Raw genomic sequence first — 22,070 nt, 5'->3', positions numbered from 1 at the left:
CGACGGTGGGCGGGCAAGGACCGGTCATGATGGTCGGTGTGCATGGTTGCGAGCAGTGAATGACCTGCGCTGTTTCGATAACGGCGCGTCCGATCAGCATCTCGATGCAGTCAGGGCAGTGGGCAGGCTTTCAACGAAGCGACCTGCAAACTTCTGGTGCGGCATCCTCGCCGACTGCGGGACCGTTGGCGGCATGGATGCCGCCATCGAGCCCCCCATGGACGGGTTAACGGCGTGTCCCGCGAGCGGTGAGGGCACCGCGCCCTCATCGCTGCGACTTTGCTGCAGGGCCCTTGTCCGCCCACCATCGCAGGACACGCTGCAAGTACGCCTCAGCTGTAGGCGTGGCGTGCGCTGGCCAGCAGGGTGCTCAAGCGGTCCTGCGGCTCCAGGCGGAACACCGCCACGGCGTCTACCAGCTGCGCGGCCTGGTCTTCCATCGCGCGTGCCGCAGCGGTGGCTTCTTCCACCAGCGCTGCGTTCTGCTGGGTGGTTTCGTCCATCTGGGTGACGGTCTGGTTGACCTGGGTGATGCCGGCGGCCTGCTCGCGCGAGGCGCTGGTGATCTCGCCCATGATGTCGGTGACGCGCTGGACCGAGCCGACCACCTGCTGCATGGTGCTGCCGGCCTCCGATGCCAGTGCGGCGCCGTTGCCGATGCGGGTCACCGAGTCTTCGATCAGGTGCTTGATCTCCTTGGCCGCGCCGGCCGAGCGCTGCGCCAGTGTGCGCACCTCCGAGGCCACCACGGCAAAACCGCGGCCCTGCTCGCCGGCACGTGCCGCTTCCACCGCCGCGTTCAACGCCAGGATGTTGGTCTGGAAGGCAATGCCGTCGATGACGCTGATGATCTCGGCGATCTTCTTGGACGAGGCGTCGATGTCGGCCATGGTGGTGACCACGCGGCCGACCACATCGCCGCCCTTGGCGGCAACGCCGGCGGCATCGAGCACCAGGCGGTTGGCCTGGTCGGCGTTGTCGGCATTCTGCTTGACGGTGGCGGTGAGCTCTTCCATCGATGCGGCGGTCTCTTCCAGCGCGGCGGCCTGTTGCTCGGTGCGCCGCGACAGGTCGCCATTGCCGGTGGCGATCTCGGTGGCAGCCGAGTTGATCGCCAGCGACGAATCCTTGATGCGGCGTACGATTCCGGCCAGCTGGTCGGCGGTGGCGTTGGCATCGTCGCGGATGGTGGCGAACACGCCTTGCAGATCGCCGTCCATGCGTGCGGTGAGGTCGCCCTGCGACAACGACGACAGCAGCGCGGACACGCGTGACAGGCCGTCGGCGTTGTTGTCCAGCAACGCGTTGAGCTGCTGGGCGAGCAGCAGCAGGAAGCCCTGCTTGCCATCAAGGCTGACGCGCCCGCTCAGGTCGCCGACGGCGGCCGCCTGAACGATGCGTGCGACCTCCTGTTCCACCTGGACTTCCTGGGTGCGGTCGGCCCACTCGACCACAAACCCCATGCGCTCACCGGCCGCGCCCAGTACCGGGCTGACCACCAGCCGCATGGTGCGGCCGCCGACATGGATCTGCGCGATGTGCGTGCTGGTGAGCTGATCGAGCATGCGTGCCTGATGCTCGGGCTTGCGGTGGAACTGGTCGATGCTGGCATTGATCAGCGCATCGGCGTCGAAGTGGGGCAGGTCGCGGCGTAGCTCGTCCTGCACGCTCTTGAGCATGCGCTGCAGCGGGCGATTGACGTAGATGATGCGGCGGTCGGCGTCGGCGATCATCACGTTGGTGCTGACATCGTCCAGCGCGGTGCGCACGCGCAGCGCTTCGCTGGCGATCAGGTGATCGCGTTCCAGACGCGCGCGCAGGTCGTCGCGCATGGTGCGGGCGTTGAGCAGCAGGCGGCCGAGTTCGTCGTGGCGATCGATCTCGATGGGGTTGTCCAGGCGGCCGGCGGCGACATCGCCGAGTACACGTTCCACTGCAAGCAGCGGGCGGGTCACCATCTTGCGTGCGGCGATGAACACCACCGCGATGCACAGCGCCAGTACCACCAGCGAGAACAGCAGCATGCTGCCCATCAGCTCGTCCAGCGGTCCGTCGATGGCGCTGCGCGGCTGGGTGCCGATCACCGCCCACTGCCACGGCGCATAGCGTTGTGCGGTGACTTCGTAGGCCTGCGCGTTGCCCTTGGCATCGCGCAGCTGCAGGTTGGCGCTGGCTTGCTTGCCGTCCAGCACCGACTGCAAGGCAGCTTGCTGATCGGCCGGCACCAGTGCCGACAACGTCGCCGGCGTCCCCGGCGGTGCGGCGATGATCTGGCCCTGGTGCTCGCCCGGCGCCATGTCGGCGATGACGAAGTAGCCGTCCTGTCCCAGCTTGGTGGTGCTGACCTGGGCCTTGAGCGCGGCCAGGCCCTGGGTGTAATTGCGGCCGACGAAAAGCGCGCCGATCACCTCGCCGGCAGCGTTGCGCAGCGGCGCGTAGTAGGTCATGTACTGGTCGCCGAACAACTGCGCCTGGCCGGTGAAGGGCTTGCCTGCGGACAGTGCGGCATAGGCCTTGCCCTTGCGATCGAGCAGGGTGCCGATCACGCGCTCGTTCTGCTTGTTGCGCAGCGAGGTGGTGATGCGCACGAAGTCATCGCCGGTGCGCGCAAAGATGGTCGCAACGCCGCCGGTGGCCTGCGCGAAGCGATCCACCGCATCGAAATTGAGGTTCAGCGCCTGCGTGCCGGAGCGCAGCGTGGGCGTGTTCTGCTCACCGATGGTCACGGTGCTGGCGGTATCCAGTTCGCGTGCGCCGCGCGGCAGCATGTCGTCGAAGACGCTGCCCAGACGCTCGGTGCCTTCGGTCAGGGTGACGTCGTACATCGCCACCGACTGCTGCATCAGCCGGGTGCTGGAGCGCAGCTCGGCCTTGACCTGGGATTCGATGTCGCCAGCGGACTGGCGGTAGATGGTCAGGGCCAGCAGGCCCAGCGAGATGGCAATGACCAGGGTCAACAGCGCGGAAAGCCGGGTGCCGACCGAAAGTCGGTTGAAGGAATGCATGAGGAATCGACCTTGCCCGGGGGAGGGCGTTACGGATGCGTGAAGTCCATAGCGGCCGTCTATGCTCAAAATTGATGTTTTATGTTGAATTGAGCATAAATTGTCGCGTTCGCTTGGCGTTAACCGATGTATTCCATGTCGCGAATTGTTAAAGATTGGTGATTTTGGGTGAATCGGATCGTCAGCGTTCCAGCATGTCTAGCGGCTGATGTCGCAACGCCACCGCAGAACAAAAAAAGGGCCGCTTCTCCTCGCAAGGAAGCGACCCTCAAGATTCGTTGACCACGAATCAAACTACTCTCGAATGCTGTTCTTTGATGCTGCGTGTGTTGCGGGGTGCGGCGTGTGTCTTAGAACTCCTGCCAGTCGTTCGGCCCTGCCGCCGCGGTGGCCGCGCCGATGGCGCTGCGCCGTGGCGCTGCGATGCTGGCGGCAGCGACGGCCGGGCGTGCAGCGAAGCGCGCATTGACCGGCGCACCGACCATCGATGACGGCTGACGTGCAACCGGGCCTTGCTCGGCGATCTTGAACACGGCCACCGCCTCGGTGAGCTGCTGGGCCTGTTCTTCCATCGCGCGGGCGGCGGCGGTGGCTTCTTCCACCAGCGCTGCGTTTTGCTGGGTGGCTTCGTCCATGTGGGTGACGGTCTGGTTGACCTGCTCGATGCCGGCCGACTGTTCCTGCGAGGCGGCGGAAATCTCGCCCATGATGTTGGTGACGCGCTGCACGCTGGCGACGATCTCTGCCATGGTCTTGCCGGCCTGGTCCACCAGTTGCGAGCCGTCGGCCACGCGCTGCACCGAGTCGTCGATCAGGCTCTTGATCTCCTTGGCCGCCGCAGACGAACGCTGTGCCAGCGTACGCACCTCGGAGGCGACCACCGCAAAACCACGGCCCTGGTCGCCGGCACGCGCCGCTTCCACGGCAGCATTCAAGGCCAGGATGTTGGTCTGGAACGAAATGCCGTCGATGACGCTGATGATGTCGGCGATGCGCTTGGACGAGGCCTCGATGCCGCTCATGGTGTCGACCACCTTGCTGACCACCTCGCCGCCCTGCGAAGCCACGCTTGCGGCGCCGATGGCGAGCTGATTGGCCTGGCGTGCGCTTTCGGCGTTCTGCTTGACGGTAGAGGTGAGCTCCTCCATCGAGGCGGCGGTTTCTTCCAGGTTGGCCGCCTGCTGTTCGGTGCGCTGCGACAGGTCCTGATTACCCGTTGCGATCTCGCTGGCGGCGGCATTGATCGAGGTCGCCGAGTGCTGGATGTGCCCGACGATACCGGCCAGCTGGGTGGCGGTGGCGTTGGCGTCGTCGCGCATCTGTGCGAATACGCCCCTGAAATCGCCGTCCATGCGCGCGGTCAGGTCGCCTGCGGCGATGGCGCGCAAGATGCCCGATAGCGACTGCAGGCTGCCATCGGCAGTGGCCATCAACTGATTGAGGCTTTCGACCATGACGCGGAAATCGAACTGGAACTGCGCCGCATCGCCGCGTGCGCCGAAATCGCCGTTGGCCGCGGCCTGGGCCAGCTGCTTGATCTGCTGGTTCATCGACGCCAGGTTGGTTTTCACCTGCGCCATGGTGTCGGTCAGCATGGCTTTTTCGCCGGGCAGCGCATCCATGTCCTGGCTGAGGTCGCCGATCGCATAGCGCCCCATGATCTGCGCCAGGCGCTGCGTGAGCTGGACGTGGCTGTCGACCAGGGCATTGGTGTCGCTGGCCATGCGGCCATAGTCGCCCGGGAATGCGCCGGCCTCCATGCGGAAGCTGATCTGGCCGCTGTCGTGGCGCTTGGCCATGTCCAGCTGGCCGGTGATCAGATTGCGCACCTGCGATTGCATCTTGTCCATCGCCTGTAGCAGGCGGCCGGTTTCGTCGCTGGCGTCGCTGTGCACTGCGTTATCGAGCCTGCCGTCGGCAATCGCCTCGGCGGCGCGGGTGGCGCGGTTCAACGGACCGGTGAGGCTGCGGGTGATCATCCAGGCCAGCAGGGCGCTCAGCAGTACCACCGCAACGCCGCCGCCGATCAGCATGCTGCGGCCACGCGCCATCGAGGCACTGGCCTGTTCATAGGCCAGCTGGCTGCTCTCGCGTTGCGCCTGCGAGTAGGTGCGGATCGCATCCTGCCAGCGCTGGGTGGCCGGCGCGGCGCGTTCGAGCAGGACCGGCATGGCCTGGTCGACCTTGCCGGCCATGCCCAGCTCGCGTACCTGCTGGTTGTGCGCCAGCGCCTGTTCGCGGGTCTGGTCCAGTGCGTTGCGCAGTTGCTGGTCGTGCGCATCGGCGGGAAACGCATAGAGCTTTTCGCGTAGCTCCTTGTAGCGGATGCGCTGGGCATCGATCACTTCAGCGAACTGCCGGTTCTGCTCGGCGGTGGTGGGCAGCACGATGTTGCGCAGGTTCAACGAGATGGTGGCATTGGCATCCAGCATGTCGGTGGCGTACTGGATCATCGCCATGTTGCGCTTGACGATGGTGTCCAGGCGCTCGCGTGCCTGGCTGAGCGTCAACAGGCCGGCGGCCACCAGCGCGCAGGAGAGAAGGATCAAAACGCCAAAGGCCAGCGCGAGGCGCTTGCCGACGTTGAAGCGGTGCAGGAAGGAATTCATGGAGTGGCCTGAGCGGATGTGATCGTGATGGGCATGCGTTGCAGGGCAGCGCTGGAGCGGTGCCGTCTGCAGGTCATGCCCGGTGTGTTGCATCGCTGAAGTAACGGCGCTGCCGGGGTCGCATTGAGGTGGTCCGGTCAGGCTGGTAAAGCCAGGTCTCAGGCACGTGATCGGGGCATGAAGAACCTGTAGGGAATCGGTGCCCGGGTGTCGGGAATTTTCTGAAAGCAAGATCGGGAATGACCATTTTTACTGCGATTTAGGCGTGCACGGCGTCCGGCCGTGAAAGCCGACTTCACGCGGATGACAGTGCACGCGATAGCGCGATTGAATGGATGCGGCAGCTCATGCTGCGTAATGCAAAACGGCACCGCAGAGCCGGTGCCGTCATGAGCCTTCTGCCGAGAGGGTGCACACGTCGCCACGCCCGCGCATGCGGCGACGGTGCAATCGGCACAGGCGATGTGGCATGCACCGTGCGCGTCTTGCAGTGGGGTGCCCGCATCGCCCGGGTGTATTCGCAATTGCTGCATGCGCCCGGATCGGTTGCTAGCCAAAAAAAAGGACCGCTTTCTCGCAAAAGCGGTCCCGCAAGAGTCGTGCAGCGCGGATGCGCTACATCCAGGTGTCAGAACTCCTGCCAATCCAACGCCGCCTCGGCCGTGGCAGCGACGGTCCGTGCACTGTGCGGACGTGCAGGCGCACGCTTGACCGACGCCGATGCCGACGCTTTGGGAGACGCAGACAGTGCGGCGGTGGCCAAGGCTGCCATTCGACGCACGGACGGCTGGCTGTCGGACAACTTGAACAGCGACACGGTCTGGGTCAGCTGCTGGGCCTGATCTTCCATCGCGCGTGCGGCGGCGGTGGCTTCCTCCACCAGTGCGGCATTCTGCTGGGTGGTTTCGTCCATCTGGGTCACGGTCTGGTTGACCTGTTCGATCCCTGTCGATTGCTCCTGCGAGGCAGCGGAGATCTCGCCCATGATGTCGGTCACGCGCTGCACGCTGGCCACGATCTCGGCCATGGTCGTTCCCGCCTGATCGACCAATGCAGCGCCTTGCGCGACATTGCCGACCGAGTCGTCGATCAGCTGCTTGATCTCTTTCGCAGCACTGGCAGAGCGCTGGGCGAGGGTGCGCACTTCGGAGGCGACGACGGCAAAACCGCGTCCCTGTTCGCCGGCACGTGCCGCTTCCACCGCGGCGTTCAAGGCCAGGATATTGGTCTGGAACGAAATGCCGTCGATGACGCTGATGATCTCGGCGATCTTTTTGGAGGAGGTTTGAATATCGGACATGGTGGTGACCACCCGTGCGACCACCTGACCACCCTGCGAGGCGACCGATGCCGCTCCGATCGCCAACTGGTTGGCCTGGCGCGCATGTTCGGCATTTTGCTTGACGGTGGAGGTCAGCTCTTCCATCGAAGCGGCGGTTTCTTCCAGATTGGCGGCCTGCTGTTCGGTGCGCTGCGACAGATCCTGGTTGCCGGCGGCGATTTCGCCGGAGGCCAGGCCAATGGCATCGGCGGCAGTGTGGATCCGCCCGACGATATCGGCCAGGCGCTCGGCAGTGCCGTTGGCATCGTCGCGCATCTGCGCGAACACGCCCTGGGACTGGCCGGTCATGCGGGCAGTGAGGTCGCCCGCGGCAATCGACTGCAGCAACGTGGACAACGCTTGCAGATTTCCGTCGGCGGTGGCCATCAGCTGGTTGAGGCTGTCGACCATGACGCGGAAGTCGTATTGGAAACGTTCGGCGTCGCCGCGGGCGCTGAAGTCGCCGGCAGCGGCAGATTGCGCCAGATGTTTGATCTCGCGATTCATCGCCGACAGGTTGCGCTTGACCTGGGCCATGGTCTCGCTCAAGACGGCTTTTTCGCCAGGCAACGTCTCCATGTCGTCGGACAGGTCGCCGATGGCATAGCGGCTCATGATCTGGGCCAGCCGCATGTTGACTGCGATATGCGAGGCGACCAGTGCGTTGCTGTCACGCACCATGACGCCGTAATCGCCGGGAAATGCCTGCTCGTCCATGCGGTAGCTCAGCTCACCCAGGTCGTGCCGTCGCGCCATTTCCTGCTGTGCCTGCGACACCGCCTGCAACTGCGCCTGCATCTTGCCCATGCTGTGCAGTAGCCGGCCGGTTTCGTCGGTACCGGTGGTATCCACTGCGACCGACAACCGACCTGCCGCGATCGCATCGGCGATCGTCGATGCCTCGCTCAAGCGGCTCATCAGACGACGGCGAATCAGCCAGCAGGTAGCTATTGCGACCACGATCGCAACGCCGCTGCCGATCAGCATCGACCAGGTGCTGCGGATCTTGGCGGCGGCCAGTGCCGTACTGCGCTTGTCGAGCAGCCCGCTTTCCTGGGCCTCGAACTCGGTGAGCAGGGTGCGGATCTTGTTCATTGCGGCGCGTTCGTGGCCGGCGCTGAACTGCGCCAGCACGTCGGGCAACGCCGCGCCACTGCGGCGCAGCGCGGTCAAGCGTTCTTCGTGGCCGATAAATTCGACGTAGGCCGCATGCAGGGCCGCCAGCCGCTGCTGCTGAACCGGATTGTCGGCGGTCAGCTGTCTGGCGTGATCGAATTCTTTGTCGAACTGCGCCATCCCGTTCTTGTAGGGCGTCAGATTCGCTTCGTTGCCTGAAAGCAGATAGCCGCGCGCGCCGGTTTCGATATTGATGCTGGCGATGGACATCGCACGACCGGTCGCGATGACCTGGTAAGTGTGGTCGTTCAATGCGACCGCCTGAGACAGGCTGGACTGTCCGCGCAGCCCGACCGTGGCGACGATCAACAGCACGATGATGACCGCACCAAAGCCGAACACGAGTTGTGTCGACAGACTTCGCTGTTTCATTGCTTTGCCCTTTTAAACGGAATGAAGTGACTACCGAAGGTGTGGCGATCGCCCGCTGCCGCACCAATTGTCTGCACCCGTTGCGATGCAGCAGGCAGCGGCGCTGACAGCAGGTGCATGGCGTTACGTCGTGCACTGGCAGGTGCGAGACGCCGCTCCCCAGCGGCGTTCCGGCAGTGCTCTCGATCCGTGTATCACGCAGACCCCGTGCCGGACCCTTCGATGCGTGCCGAATGCGGCACGCGTCTGCATCGAGATGGATCGCGATGACGAATGTTGACGCGGACGCACTATGTCATCGCATTGTGAATACGCATATAGGAACGTTCGGACGCGCATGTGAGGCGAAACATTACAGCGATGTGGCTATCAAGCCGGCTGCAATGGTCGCCGGCCGCAGCGCCATTGGTGTGTTCCAGTGCGGTGGCGGGTCGCTGCCGATGCACGCTGCGTGGCGCTGCAGCGCGCCGTGGTGTCTGATCGATCGGCCAAACGCAAAAAGGCCGCTTTCCTCGCGGAAAGCGGCCTCCGGGCGACACCTCATGCGTGACTCAGAACTCCTGCCAATCGCCCGTATCGGCCGCTGCTGCCGAAGTGCCGGTCACGCTGCGACGCGGCGGGGCACTGCTGCCGCCACGTGCAGCCGGACGCGCAGCGAAGCGGGCATTGGCCGGTGCCTTGGCGATGGCCGAGAGCTGACGCGTCACCGCGCTGTGCTCGGCAACCTTGAACACGGCCACCGCTTCGGTGAGCTGCTGGGCCTGTTCTTCCATCGCACGTGCGGCGGCGGTGGCTTCTTCCACCAGGGCGGCATTCTGCTGGGTGGTCTCGTCCATCTGGGTCACGGTCTGGTTGACCTGCTCGATGCCCGAATACTGTTCCTGCGAAGCGGAAGAAATCTCGCCCATGATGTTGGTGACGCGCTGCACGCTGGCGACGATCTCGGCCATGGTGGTGCCGGCCTGATCGACCAGGGCGGCGCCCTGGGTGACCTTGTCGACCGAGTCGTCGATCAGGTGCTTGATCTCTTTCGCCGCACCGGCCGAACGCTGGGCCAGGGTGCGTACTTCAGAGGCGACCACCGCAAAGCCGCGGCCCTGTTCGCCGGCACGCGCCGCTTCCACTGCGGCATTCAACGCAAGGATATTGGTCTGGAAGGCGATGCCGTCGATGACGCTGATGATTTCGGCGATCTTCTTCGACGAGCCCTGGATGTCGGCCATGGTGGTGACCACCCTGGCCACCACGTCGCCGCCTTGCGAGGCCACTGCTGCGGCGCCGATGGCGAGCTGATTGGCTTGACTTGCGTGTTCGGCGTTCTGCTTGACGGTGGAGGTGAGTTCTTCCATCGAGGCGGCGGTTTCTTCCAGATTGGCGGCCTGTTGCTCGGTGCGCTGCGACAGATCCTGGTTGCCGGAAGCGATCTCGCCCGATGCCGACCCGATCGCATTGGCGGCCAGCTGGATGCGGCCGACGATGCTGGCCAGCTGTTCGGCGGTGGCGTTGGCGTCGTCGCGCATCTGCGCGAACACGCCCTGGTACTGTCCACTCATGCGCGCGGTGAGGTCGCCGGCAGCGATCGACTGCAACAGGCTGGAGAGCGACTGCAGATTGCCGTCGGCGGTGGACATCAGGTGATTGAGGCTTTCCACCATGATGCGGAAGTCGTACTGGAACTGCTCGGCATTGCCGCGTGCGCTGAAGTCGCCGTTTGCAGCGGCTTGCGCCAGCTGCTTGATTTCCGAATTCATCGTCGACAGGTTCGCCTTGACCTGATTCATCGCAGTGGTGATGGCGGCTTTCTCGCCCGGCAATTGCGGCATGTCTTCGGTCAGGTCGCCGATCGCGTAACGCTCCACCAGGTGAATGGTCTGCGTCTCAAGCGCGATGTGTGCGGCAACCAGCGCGTTGGTGTCTGTGGCCATGCGGCCGTAGTCGCCGGGGAATGCGCCGGCATCCATGCGGAAGCTGATCTGGCCCGCGTCATGACGCTTGGCCATGTCCAGCTGCGCGCTGATCAGATTGCGCACCTGGCTCTGCATGCGGTCCATGGCCTGCAACAGGCGGCCGGTTTCGTCGTTGGACTGAGTGCGCACATCGTTATCCAGATCGCCATTGGCAATCGCCTCGGCGGCGCGGGTGGCCTGGGTCAGCGGGCGCACCAGGCTGCGCGTGATCAACCAGCCCAGCAGGACGCTGAACAGCACGACGGCCAGGCCGCCGCCGATCAGCATCGCGCGACCGCGTGCCATTTCTGCGGTCGTGGCCACATAGGCTTCCTGGGTGCGCTGACGCTGCAGCTCCGAATACTCGGTCAACGCGTCCTGCCATTCTTGCGTGCCCGGTGCGGCCTTTTGCAGCAGCAGCGTGAGTGCTTCGTCAGGCTTGCCGGTCAGGCCCAATTGTGCGACGTCTTCGTTGGTTTTGCGGGCCTGGGCGCTGGCAAGGTCGATCCGGTTGCGGATCTCGGTGGCTTGAGGCGAAGCGGAGAATTCGTACAGCTTGCGGCGGGTGTCCTCGTAGCGCTTCAGCTGGTCCTTGATGAGGGCGTAGAAGCGCAGATTGTCTTCCTGCGTGGTCGGCAACACGATATTACGCAACTGCACGGCGATGACCGAGGTGGCATTGGTCATGTCCTGCGCGTACTGCATGATCGTGATGTTGCGATTGACCACGGTGTCCATGCGATCACGGGCCTGCGCCAGCGTGTACAGGCCGGCGGCCACTAGCGCGCACGACAACAGGATCAGCGTGCCGAAGGCGAAGGTCAGGCGCTTGCCGACGTTGTACCGTTGAAGAAGAGCGATCATTTTGGGGTCTCGAGGCAGTTGGCAAGAAAGGGCAAGACGCGTCGGGGCGGACGCGCTGGGCACTACGTGAGTCAGGCGAGGCTGGGCATGTCGCGAGCCCATTACCGGTGCGTGTGATACATCGTCACGACGCGACCGAGTGCAGGGCAGGTATGCATGCTTGTGGTCTGTAACGGCCAGCGCTCTTACGGCTGAACTCGCCACGCCCTGTGCGTATGGGCGGCCGTCATTGAGGTGACGTGGATGTGCACAAACTGCCCGGAAACGCCGATGGGAGCGCTTCCACAAGAGGGGCTGTCTTCTGCGGATTCACTTGATGATCACGCTTTCAGGAGCGATACGAAGGTGCCGCGTTGAGGCGGGCGGTGTGGAAACCACCAGTTGAGCCTGGACGCACGCGTCCTGTTCAGCGTACGGGCGTGCGGCAGCAGACCAAGGGATGCAATGCCGCGAGCAACGGCCTCACGCCGTGATGCCATCAGACCATCGAACCGTCACGTCACGTCACGTCACGCCGCGCGCCCGAGCCGGGCAGGCGTGGCCGCTGCCTGCAGCTGGAACACCGACACCGCATCGCGCAACTGCTGCGCCTGTTCTTCCATCGCGCGCGCGGCGGCGGTGGCTTCTTCCACCAGTGCGGCGTTCTGCTGGGTCGCCTGATCCATCTGCGAGACGGTCTGGCCGACCTGCTCGATGCCCTGCGACTGCTGCAGCGAGGCCTCGCTGATCTCGTGCATGATCGTGGTGACGTTGCGCACCGAATCGACGATGTCCTGCATCGTGCGCCCCGCCTGGCCGACCAGCTGGCTGCCATGCTCGACCCGGCTGACCGAATCGTCGATCAGGTGCTTGATCTCCTTGGCCGCAGCGGCCGAGCGCTGAGCCAGGGTGCGTACTTCCGACGCCACTACCGCAAAGCCGCGGCCTTGCTCGCCGGCACGCGCGGCTTCCACCGCCGCGTTCAAGGCCAGGATATTGGTCTGGAAGGCGATGCCGTCGATCACGCCGATGATGTCGGCGATCTTTCTGGACGCAGCCTGGATGCCGGCCATGGTGCCGACGACCTGGCCGACCACCTCGCCACCTTGCGAGGCGACGGCGGCAGCGCCGACCACCAGCTGATTGGCGCGCCTGGCGTGCTCGGCGTTGTTGCGCACGGTGGAGGTGAGTTCTTCCATCGAGGCGGCGGTTTCTTCCAGATTGGCCGCCTGTTGCTCGGTACGTTGCGACAGGTCCTGGTTGCCGGATGCGATCTCGCTGGCCGCATCGTTGATGGCATCGGTGGAGCGCTGGATGCGCCCGACGATATCGGCCAGCTGCGTCACCGTGGCATTGGCATCGTCGCGCATGCGCGCGAACACGCCGTGGAAGTCGCCCTGCATGCGGCTGGTGAGATCGCCGGCGGCGATCGCCTGCAGCACGTTGGACAGCGACTGCAGATTGGCATCGGCGGTGGACATCAGCTGATTGAGGCTGTCCACCATGGCGCGGAAGTCGTACTGGAAGCGCTGCGCATCGCCGCGCACGCTGAAGTCGCCATTGGCGGCGGCCTGCGCCAGCAGTTTGATTTCGCTGTTCATCGCCGACAGGTTGGCCTTGACGGTGTCCATGGTGTCGCTGAGCACGGCCTTCTCGCCGGGCAGGCGGTCCATGTCCTGGCTCAGGTCGCCGATGGCGTAGCGCGACATGATCTGCGCGAGCTTCATCTTCACCGCGATGTGCGAACCGACCAGGGCGTTGGTATCGTGCACCATGGTGGCGTAGGCGCCGGGGAAGCTGTCGGCCTGCATGCGGTAGCTGATCTGGCCGGCGTCGTGGCGCTGCGCCATCTCGCTCTGCGCAGCCAGGACGCGCTGCACCTGCTCCTGCATCTGACGCATGTTGTCGAGCAGCTGGCCGGTTTCATCGCGGCTGGGCGGCACGATGCGTTCGTCCAGCATGCCCTGCGCGATATTGGCCGCCACCGCAGCGGCGCGGCGCACGTTGCGGGTGAGGGTGGACAAGGTATACCAGCCCAACGCGGCGATCAGCAGCGCGAGCAGCGACAGACCGGCGACGGCCTGGTACATCGCAGTACGCGCATCCACCAGGTGGCGCTCGGATTGACGCTGCAGGGCTTGCAGCGAGACGTTGCTCAGCTCATGCATGGCCTGGCCAAGCGCATCGAGCGCGGCATTCCACTGCGTGTCGGCCTGCGCATCGCTGCCTTCCAACGCGGCACCAAGGGATTTCAATGCGTCGCTGGCGCGGGTGGCCTCGGCGCTGGCGGCATCGGCCAGCGCAGGGTCGGGCTGTTCCAGCAGGCCCATTGCCTTGTCCAGCTCATGCCGGAAGCGCACGTGATTGCGCTGCAACTGGCTGAGCTGTTCGTGCAGCATGGCGCGGTCGTCGCCGGCCTGCGACGGGTCGTTGGCCGCATCCAGGCGGGTCAGCGATTCGGTGGCGTCGGGGCTATAGATCAGGGTCGCCACCACCAGGTGGTAGCTTTCGATATACGGGGTGTAGACCAACTGGCTGTCGTCGCGCAGCGCATCCAGCGCAGCGAAGGCTTGCTCGCTGATGCCGCTGTAGCCGCTGGCTGCGGCGGTCGAGACATGGCGCTGCTGCAGGGCGAGCAGTTGTTTCTGGCTGCGTTCGAAGCCGGGCATGGCCGCCGTGGTGGCGAGCAGTTGCTGCAGATCGCGTTGGGCGCGTTGCGCTGCTGCGTCGGCGGCGGCGCCAGTGTCGACGTGGGCCGCGTGCAGATCGGTAATCAGGCCCAGCATCTGGCCAAGCGGGGCGTAGCTACGCAATTCGTTGCTGCTGATGGCGACGCTTTCATTGAGCTTGCCGCGATAGAGCAGCACCGGGATCACCATGCCGACCAACGCCAGCACACCGATCGCACCGAGTTTTTTGACAATGCCCAGATCGTCCCAGCGGCTGGCCCAGCGGCGCGGGGAGGATGGAGCGGTGTGCGGCAGGGCAGGAGCAATGGTCATCGGTGCGTCTCATGGGCGTACGCAGACTATCGGCCGATAACTGTTATGCCTTGAGCCGGCCGGCATCGCTGCCGACCGGTCCCGTTCAGGCAGTTCAGTTCGCTTGCTTAGAACTCCTGCCAGCTGGTGTCGTTGCTGGGTGCGGTGACCACGGCGCGCGGTTTGGACGCTGCGGTGCGGCCAGCTGCTGCCACCTTGGCCTTGACGGCCTGGGTGATTACCTCACGCGGTGCGGCGACACGTGCCGAAGCTTGTACATGCGCGGCATCGGTCTTGAACACCGCCACCGCATCGGTCAGCTGGGTGGCCTGTTCTTCCAGTGCACGTGCGGCGGCGGTGGCTTCCTCCACCAATGCGGCGTTCTGCTGGGTGGTCTCGTCCATCTGGGTGACAGTCTGGTTGACCTGTTCGATGCCGGCCGACTGTTCCTGCGAGGCGGCGGAGATCTCGCCCATGATGTCGGTGACGCGCTGCACGCTGGCCACCACTTCGCCCATGGTCTTGCCGGCGGTGTGCACCAGCGCGGATCCTTCGGCCACGCGTTGCACGGAGTCGTCGATCAGGCCCTTGATCTCCTTGGCCGCACCCGACGAGCGCTGGGCGAGGGTACGCACTTCCGAGGCAACCACTGCGAAGCCGCGGCCCTGTTCGCCGGCCCGCGCGGCTTCCACCGCTGCGTTCAACGCCAGGATGTTGGTCTGGAAGGCGATGCCGTCGATGACGCTGATGATGTCGGCGATCTTCTTGGACGAGGCTTCGATACCGGACATGGTTTCGACCACCTTGCCGACCACTTCGCCGCCCTGTACCGCCACGCTGGCGGCACCGATGGCGAGCTGGTTGGCCTGGCGTGCGCCCTCGGCGTTCTGCTTGACGGTGGAGGTGAGCTCTTCCATCGAGGCGGCGGTTTCTTCCAGATTGGCGGCCTGCTGCTCGGTCCGCTGCGACAGGTCCTGGTTGCCGGCGGCGATTTCGCTGGCGGCGCCCTTGATCGACACGGCCGACTGCTTGATGCCGGTGACGATTTCGGCCAGTTGGGTGGCGGTGGCATTGGCGTCGTCGCGCATCTGCGCGAACACGCCACGGAACTCGCCGCTCATGCGTGCGGTGAGGTCGCCGGCGGCGATCGACTGCAACAAGCCCGACAGCGCCTGCAGATTGCCGTCGGCAGTGGACATCAGGTTGTTGAGGCTTTCGACCATCAGGCGGAAGTCGTACTGGAAGCGCTCTGCCTCGCCGCGGGCGCTGAAGTCGCCGTTGGCGGCGGCCTGCGCCAACTGTTTGATCTGGGTGTTCATTTCACCGAGGTTGACCTTGACCTGGGCCATGGTGTCGCTGAGCACGGCCTTTTCGCCGGGCAGCTTCTCCATATCCTCGGACAGGTCGCCGATCGCGTAGCGGCCCATGATCTGCGCCAGACGCATCTTTACCGCGATATGCGAGCCGACCAGAGTGTTGGTGTCGTGCGCCATGCGACCGTAGTCGCCGGGAAACGCGGCCGCGTCGATACGGAAGCTGATCTGACCTTCGTCGTGGCGCCTGGCCATGTCGGTCTGCGCGGCCAGCAGATTACGCAGCTGCAGCTGCATCTTGCTCATCGCCTTGAGCAGGCGGCCGGTTTCGTCGTTGAACGACGTATCGACATCGTTATCCAGCTTGCCGCCGGCAATCGCCTCGGCGGCGCGGGTGGCGCGGCCGAGCGGCTGGGTGAGGCTGCGCGTGATCAACAGGCCCAGTGCGGCGCTCAGCAGGACCACCAACACGGTGCCGGCCACCAGCAGCTTGCGCGAATCGGCCATCGACTTCAGTGCGACGGCCGATGCATCGGCTGCCATCTTGTCCTGCAGTGTGATGTTTTCGGCAATCTTGTCCTGCCAGCCCTGCATCGCCGGCGCGGCCTTGGTGAGCAGCAAGGGCAGGGCCTCGTCGCTGTGACCGGTCATCACCAGATCGATGACCTTGTCGTTCAACACCTTGACCTCGGCACGGCGGGCATCGATGTCCGCGCGCAGCGCCTTGCCCTGTTCCGACGGCGGCATGGCATACAGCGCTTCGCGGGCTTTTGTATAGTCGGCGCGCGCGGACTGGATCTGCGCGATGAACTTGCGATTTTCCTCGTCGGTGGTAGGCAGCACGACATTGCGCAACTGCATGCCAATGATGAAGTTGGCATTGATCATGTCGTTGGACAGGCGAATTTTCACCATGTTCTGGTGCACGATGTCGTCGACCAGGGCGCGTGCCGAACTCAAGCCGCGATAGCCGATAAAAGCAATGCAACCGGACAATACGATCAGCACGGCGAAAGCCGCTGCCAAGCGCGGGCCGACGTTATAGCGTTGGAGAAGTGCGGTCATGACCGAATCCTGGAAGGCGTTATGCAGTGGAAGGGAGCGACGAAGGCAGCGCCAACCAGCTGCTGCGTCAGGTGTCGCTATGCGCAGTAACGGCTCATGACAGGTATCACTGAATACCCCGATATCAAAAAATATATAACTCGAGTCAGGCTTGTGAAACATATTGATAATTACTCTTGTCAGCCTGTTTCCATTTTCGCTCTTCTAATTGCTCGAGTCCGGTTTGTAGATAACAGGCTCATCAATACATAAACTAATACAAAAATAAAATATGATGTTTAAGTTGTTTTATCTTGAGTGTTATCGATAGTTTTCCTTGCGGAAACGATCAGTCCAAAAAAAACCGCGCCTCCGAAGGAGCGCGGTTTCGATGGCATCGGTCGCAGGGCGACCGATCGGGTCGCTCAGAACTCTGCCCAGTCCGATTCGGTGGACGACGCCGACGCCACCGCAGCGCGTGCGGCCGGCCTTGCGGCAGCTTGCCTGGGTTTGGCCGCCGGCGTGCTCGGCGCGGCTGGACGTTTGGCAGCGATCTGGCGCACCACCGGCGTGGGCGGCGTCACCGCTTGCAGGTCGGCCGACAGACGGAACAGCGCCACCGCTTCGGTCAATTGCTGGGCCTGTTCTTCCATCGAGCGTGCGGCGGCAGTGGCTTCTTCCACCAGCGCGGCATTCTGCTGGGTGGCTTCGTCCATGTGGGTGACGGTCTGGTTGACCTGCTCGATGCCGGCCGACTGTTCCTGCGAGGCGGCGGAAATCTCGCCCATGATGTTGGTGACGCGCTGCACGCTGGAGACGATTTCGCCCATGGTCTTGCCGGCGGTGTGGACCAGGGCGGAGCCGTCGGCCACGCGCTGTACCGAATCGTCGATGAGCTCCTTGATCTCCTTGGCCGCGCCCGACGAACGCTGGGCTAGGGTACGCACTTCCGAGGCCACCACTGCAAAACCGCGCCCCTGCTCACCGGCACGCGCGGCTTCCACCGCGGCATTCAAGGCCAGGATGTTGGTCTGGAAGGCGATGCCGTCGATGACGCTGATGATGTCGGCGATCTTCTTGGACGAGGCTTCGATGCCGGACATGGTCTCGACCACCTTGCCGACGATTTCGCCACCCTGGGAGGCCACACCTGCAGCGCCGATCGCAAGCTGGTTGGCCTGGCGTGCACTTTCGGCATTTTGCTTGACGGTGGAGGTGAGCTCCTCCATCGAGGCGGCGGTTTCTTCCAGATTGGCGGCCTGCTGCTCGGTGCGCTGCGACAGGTCCTGATTGCCGGCGGCGATTTCGCTGGCGGCACCCTTGATCGAGATGGCCGACTGCTTGATGCCGGTGACGATTTCGGCCAATTGGGTGGCGGTGGCATTGGCGTCGTCGCGCATCTGCGCAAACACGCCACGGAACTCGCCGCTCATGCGCGCGGTGAGGTCGCCGGCGGCGATCGACTGCAGCAGGCGCGAGAGCGACTGCAGATTGCCGTCGGCGGTGGACATCAGTGTGTTGAGGCTGTCCACCATGGCGCGGAAGTCGTACTGGAAACGCTCGGCGTCGCCGCGGGCGCTGAAGTCGCCGTTGGCGGCCGCTTGTGCGAGCTGCTTGATCTCGCCGTTCATCGCGCCCAGGTTGGTCTTGACTTGTGCCATGGCGTCGGTAAACACGGCTTTTTCGCCGGGTAGCTTGTCCATGTCGTCGCTGAGATCCCCGAGCGCGTAGCGCCCCATGATCTGGGCAAGGCGCATCTTCACCGCGATATGCGAGCCGACCAGATTATTGGTGTCGTTGGCCATGCGGCCGTAGTCGCCCGGGAAGGCCGACGCATCGATGCGGAAGCTGATCTGGCCATCGTCGTGGCGCCTGGCCATGTCGGTCTGCGCGGCCAGCAGATTACGCAGCTGCAGCTGCATCTTGTGCATGGCGGTGAGCAGGCGGCCGGTTTCGTCGTTGAACGGGGTATCGACATCGTTATCCAGCTTGCCGCCGGCGATCGCCTCTGCAGCGCGGGTGGCGCGGCCGAGCGGCTGGGTGAGGCTGCGGGTGATGGCAAACGCCAGCAGGCTGCTGATCAACAGCACCGCCACTCCCCCCGCAATCAATAGTGTCCTGCCGCGGTTCATTGCGGCCAGCGAATGGCTATAGGCCAGTGCGGTCTGCTTTTCCTGCAGGGCGACGTTTTCGTCGATTTTCCCCTGCCAGGCAAGCATCGCCGGGCGCGCCTTCTCGCTCATCAGCGTCTGCGCGTCGGCGTTCCTGTTCTGCACTGCAATCGCCATGACCTGGTCGTTCAGGTCTTTGGCAATTGCGCGCGCTGCATCGATCTCGCCGCGCAGCTTGCGGCCGGCCGGCGAGGGCGGGAAGGCGTCCAATGCCTTGCGCGCCTCCGCATATTGCTCGCGCTTTTGCTTGATGGTCGCCAAGGCCTGGTCGTTGAGCGCCTGGCTGGTCACCATCGAAAGGGTTCCAAGGGCGATGAAGATGTCCGCATTGGCTTTGCGCATCTCGTTGCTCAATTGAATCTTTACAAGGTGTTCCTTGACGATGGCGTCCAGCTCGGCTCGCGCCGTAGCCATCGTGCCCAGGCCGGATGCGACCAGCAGGCCGGACAGCAGGATCAGGAGCCCAAAGGCCACGCCCAGCCGCCGGCCGACGTTGTAGCGCTGCAGAAATGCGTTCATACCGTTTCCTAGATAGGTGAGCCGACGTGCTGCGTCGCAGGTAGGGCAATGACGGATGTCATGCCCTTGCTGGTGTAGTAGCGGCGCCGATATCTTTTTGCTGAATAGCTGTATATCTAAAAAAGCATAACTGCGGTCACAGATGTGAGTTGTCGAGACAAAATCTGTCCTCATAAGGTGCAGGTACGGGCCAGAAGCACATGGATAAGCCTGGCTGCGTCAAGCGAACCCTGCCGCAGAGCTTTGCCCAGCTAGGGATGCGGCGATGTCTTAAAAGTGGCTTATTCTTGTCCTGTCGGGCGCAAATAGTGACGTCGACAAGGGTGGTGTCGCACCGCAGTGCGTTCAGCTGTGCTTTCGATGTGCAAAAAAAAAAACCGCACCCTTTGGGGTGCGGCTTTCGTCACGGATCGGGCGGCGACGCTGGCAGCGCGCCGTAGGCGGCTCAGAATTCTGCCCAATCGGACTCGTTGGAGATTGCAACGGCCGGGGCAGGGCGCGCGACAGGCTTGTGCACGGGCTTGGTCGCAGCACTGCCCTTGGCCGGCGTACGCGTGGCTGCCTGCGGGCGCAGCGCCACCGGCGTGGGCCGCGTCACCGCTTCCAGTTCTGCCGACAGGCGGAACAACGCCACCGCTTCGGTCAATTGCTGGGCCTGATCTTCCATCGAGCGTGCGGCGGCAGTGGCTTCTTCCACCAGCGCTGCGTTTTGCTGGGTGGCTTCGTCCATGTGGGTGACGGTCTGGTTGACCTGCTCGATGCCGGCCGACTGTTCCTGCGAGGCGGCGGAGATCTCGCTCATGATGTCGGTGACGCGTTGCACCGAGGACACGATCTCGCTCATGGTGGTGCCGGCCTGATGCACCAATGCCGAGCCTTCGGCCACCTTGCTGACCGAGTCGTCGATCAGGCTCTTGATTTCCTTGGCTGCGCCGGCCGAACGCTGTGCCAGCGTGCGCACTTCCGAGGCAACCACGGCAAAACCACGGCCTTGCTCGCCGGCACGTGCGGCTTCCACCGCTGCATTCAATGCCAGGATATTGGTCTGGAACGCGATGCCGTCGATGACGCTGATGATTTCGGCGATCTTCTTGGACGAGGTCTCGATGCCGGACATGGTGGTGACCACCTGGCCGACCACGCTGCCGCCATGCGATGCCACACCAGCGGCGCCGATCGCCAGCTGGTTGGCCTGGCGCGCGTGCTCGGCGTTCTGCTTGACGGTGGAGGTGAGTTCTTCCATCGAGGCGGCGGTTTCTTCCAGATTGGCCGCCTGTTGCTCGGTGCGCTGCGACAGATCCTGATTGCCCGCAGCAATCTCGCTGGCGGCAGTATTGATCGCCAGGGTGGAGTGCTTGATGCGGCCGACGATGTCGGTCAGGCGTTGTGTGGTGGCATTGGCATCGTCACGCAGACGCGCGAACACGCCGTGGAATTGCCCATCCATGCGTGCGGTCAGGTCGCCTTCGGCCACCGCACCGAGCAACTGCGACAGCTTGCCCAGGTTGCGATCGCTGACTTCCATCATCGAATTCAGGTCGGCCACCATCACCGCGAAGTCGTACTTGAAGCGTGCCGCGTCGCCGCGTGCACTGAAGTCGCCCGCCGCTGCGGCCTGCGCCAACTGCTTGATCTCGGTATTGATCGACAGCAGGCTGGCCTTGGCCGCATCCATCGCTTCGTGCAGGATCGCGCGGCTCGCCGGCAGACGGCGTGCGTCCTGGGTCAGGTCGCCCTGTGCGTACTGGTTGAGGATGCGCACCGAATCGGTGATGGCGTCCAGATGCTCGAAGATCATCGTGTTGATGCCGCCAGCCAGCGTGCCGTACACGCCGGGAAAATCTTCCGGCATGCGGTGGGTGATGTCTTCGGCCGCATGCAGATGCGACATGCGCGCGGTCTCGTCGGAGAAGCGGCGCAGCATCTGGGTCATGCGACCGGTGGCGTCGAGCATCTGGCCGATTTCATCCTGGCTGGTCTTGCCGACCTGCACGCTCAGATCGCCGCGCGACACTGCCTGGATGGCGCCCAATGCCTTGGACAGCGGATTGGTGATGCTGCGCGCGATCAACCAGCCGAAGGTGACCGATAGAGCGGCCATCAGCAGCGTGCCGATCAACAGCACCGCGCTGGTCATCTTGAACGAGGCGCTGCTGGCGGTCACCATATTGGCCAGTGCGGTGGACTGCTCGGCATACATCTTGTCGATGGTCTGGAACAGCACCTTGCGGATGTCGCCGGATTGCTTGTTCGCACGCACCGCGGCCGCGTAGTCGGGGTCTTTGTAGAGCGCACGCAAGGCCTTGTTGGCCTCGAAATAGCTCGCGCTTTCTTTGGCGAGCTTGTCGTAGCCGGCCTTCAGCGGCGAGCCGGCACCGATCTTGGCTTCCAGCGCCTTCTGCGTCTGCGCGTATTTGCCCTGGATCTCGTCCATGCGGGTCAGGAAGTAGTCGTAGCGCTCCTGGTCCTGCAGATTGACGAACTGGCCCGACTCGTAGATACGGAATTCGCCGCCGAATGCGCGCAGCTCCGAGAGCCTGCTCAGCACCGGAACCACATCTTCGTTGATCAGCACAGCCTGCTGCTGCATCTGTTTCATGCGCGAGAAGCCGAGCCCGCCAAGCACGGCAGTGAGGACGGCACTGAGGCAGAACGCAAACATCAGCTTGCGGCGAATCGGCCAATCGTTGAACTTGTTCATGCAGTAACTCCGGGGCGTAGCATTGCGCTGTTGTCCTGCACGCTAGCGGCCCGGAGCGATGATTCTTTA

8 protein-coding genes are annotated in these 22,070 nt (G+C 64.0%); all 8 read right to left on the bottom strand.

All coding sequences use genetic code 11. From position 1 onward, the window contains the following. Positions 1-332: 332 nt before the first annotated feature. The 8 genes from FHY19_RS20325 to FHY19_RS20290 all read right to left on the bottom strand — a co-directional run bounded on the left by FHY19_RS20325 (position 333) and on the right by FHY19_RS20290 (position 22,001). Positions 333-3,005 (bottom strand): Cache 3/Cache 2 fusion domain-containing protein, encoded by a 2,673-nt coding sequence (locus tag FHY19_RS20325; protein ID WP_259168138.1) that lies wholly within the window; start codon positions 3,003-3,005, stop codon positions 333-335. Between the two features lie 350 nt (positions 3,006-3,355). After that, positions 3,356-5,614, bottom strand: a complete 2,259-nt coding sequence (locus tag FHY19_RS20320; protein WP_259168135.1) for a methyl-accepting chemotaxis protein — start codon at positions 5,612-5,614, stop codon at positions 3,356-3,358. A gap of 628 nt (positions 5,615-6,242) precedes the next feature. After that, positions 6,243-8,363, bottom strand: coding sequence for a methyl-accepting chemotaxis protein (locus FHY19_RS20315; protein WP_259168160.1), 2,121 nt, complete (start codon positions 8,361-8,363; stop codon positions 6,243-6,245). A gap of 671 nt (positions 8,364-9,034) precedes the next feature. Further along, the gene (locus tag FHY19_RS20310) at positions 9,035-11,293 is read right to left on the bottom strand and encodes a methyl-accepting chemotaxis protein (protein WP_259168133.1); all 2,259 of its coding nucleotides are present in this window, start codon (positions 11,291-11,293) and stop codon (positions 9,035-9,037) included. A 509-nt stretch (positions 11,294-11,802) separates the two neighbouring features. After that, positions 11,803-14,274 (bottom strand): methyl-accepting chemotaxis protein, encoded by a 2,472-nt coding sequence (locus FHY19_RS20305; RefSeq protein WP_259168130.1) that lies wholly within the window; start codon positions 14,272-14,274, stop codon positions 11,803-11,805. A 107-nt stretch (positions 14,275-14,381) separates the two neighbouring features. Further along, entirely contained in the window at positions 14,382-16,631 is a 2,250-nt protein-coding gene (locus FHY19_RS20300) for a methyl-accepting chemotaxis protein (protein WP_259168128.1), read from the bottom strand. Between the two features lie 404 nt (positions 16,632-17,035). Next, positions 17,036-19,300, bottom strand: coding sequence for a methyl-accepting chemotaxis protein (locus tag FHY19_RS20295; RefSeq protein ID WP_259168127.1), 2,265 nt, complete (start codon positions 19,298-19,300; stop codon positions 17,036-17,038). 445 nt (positions 19,301-19,745) lie between these two features. Then, positions 19,746-22,001, bottom strand: coding sequence for a methyl-accepting chemotaxis protein (locus tag FHY19_RS20290; RefSeq protein ID WP_259168125.1), 2,256 nt, complete (start codon positions 21,999-22,001; stop codon positions 19,746-19,748). Positions 22,002-22,070: the final 69 nt, after the last annotated feature.

The sequence above is a fragment of the Xanthomonas sp. 4461 genome (assembly GCF_024806475.1).
In the GTDB taxonomy this organism is placed as follows: domain Bacteria; phylum Pseudomonadota; class Gammaproteobacteria; order Xanthomonadales; family Xanthomonadaceae; genus Xanthomonas; species Xanthomonas arboricola_F.
This window is presented reverse-complemented; position numbering and strand designations above follow the sequence as displayed.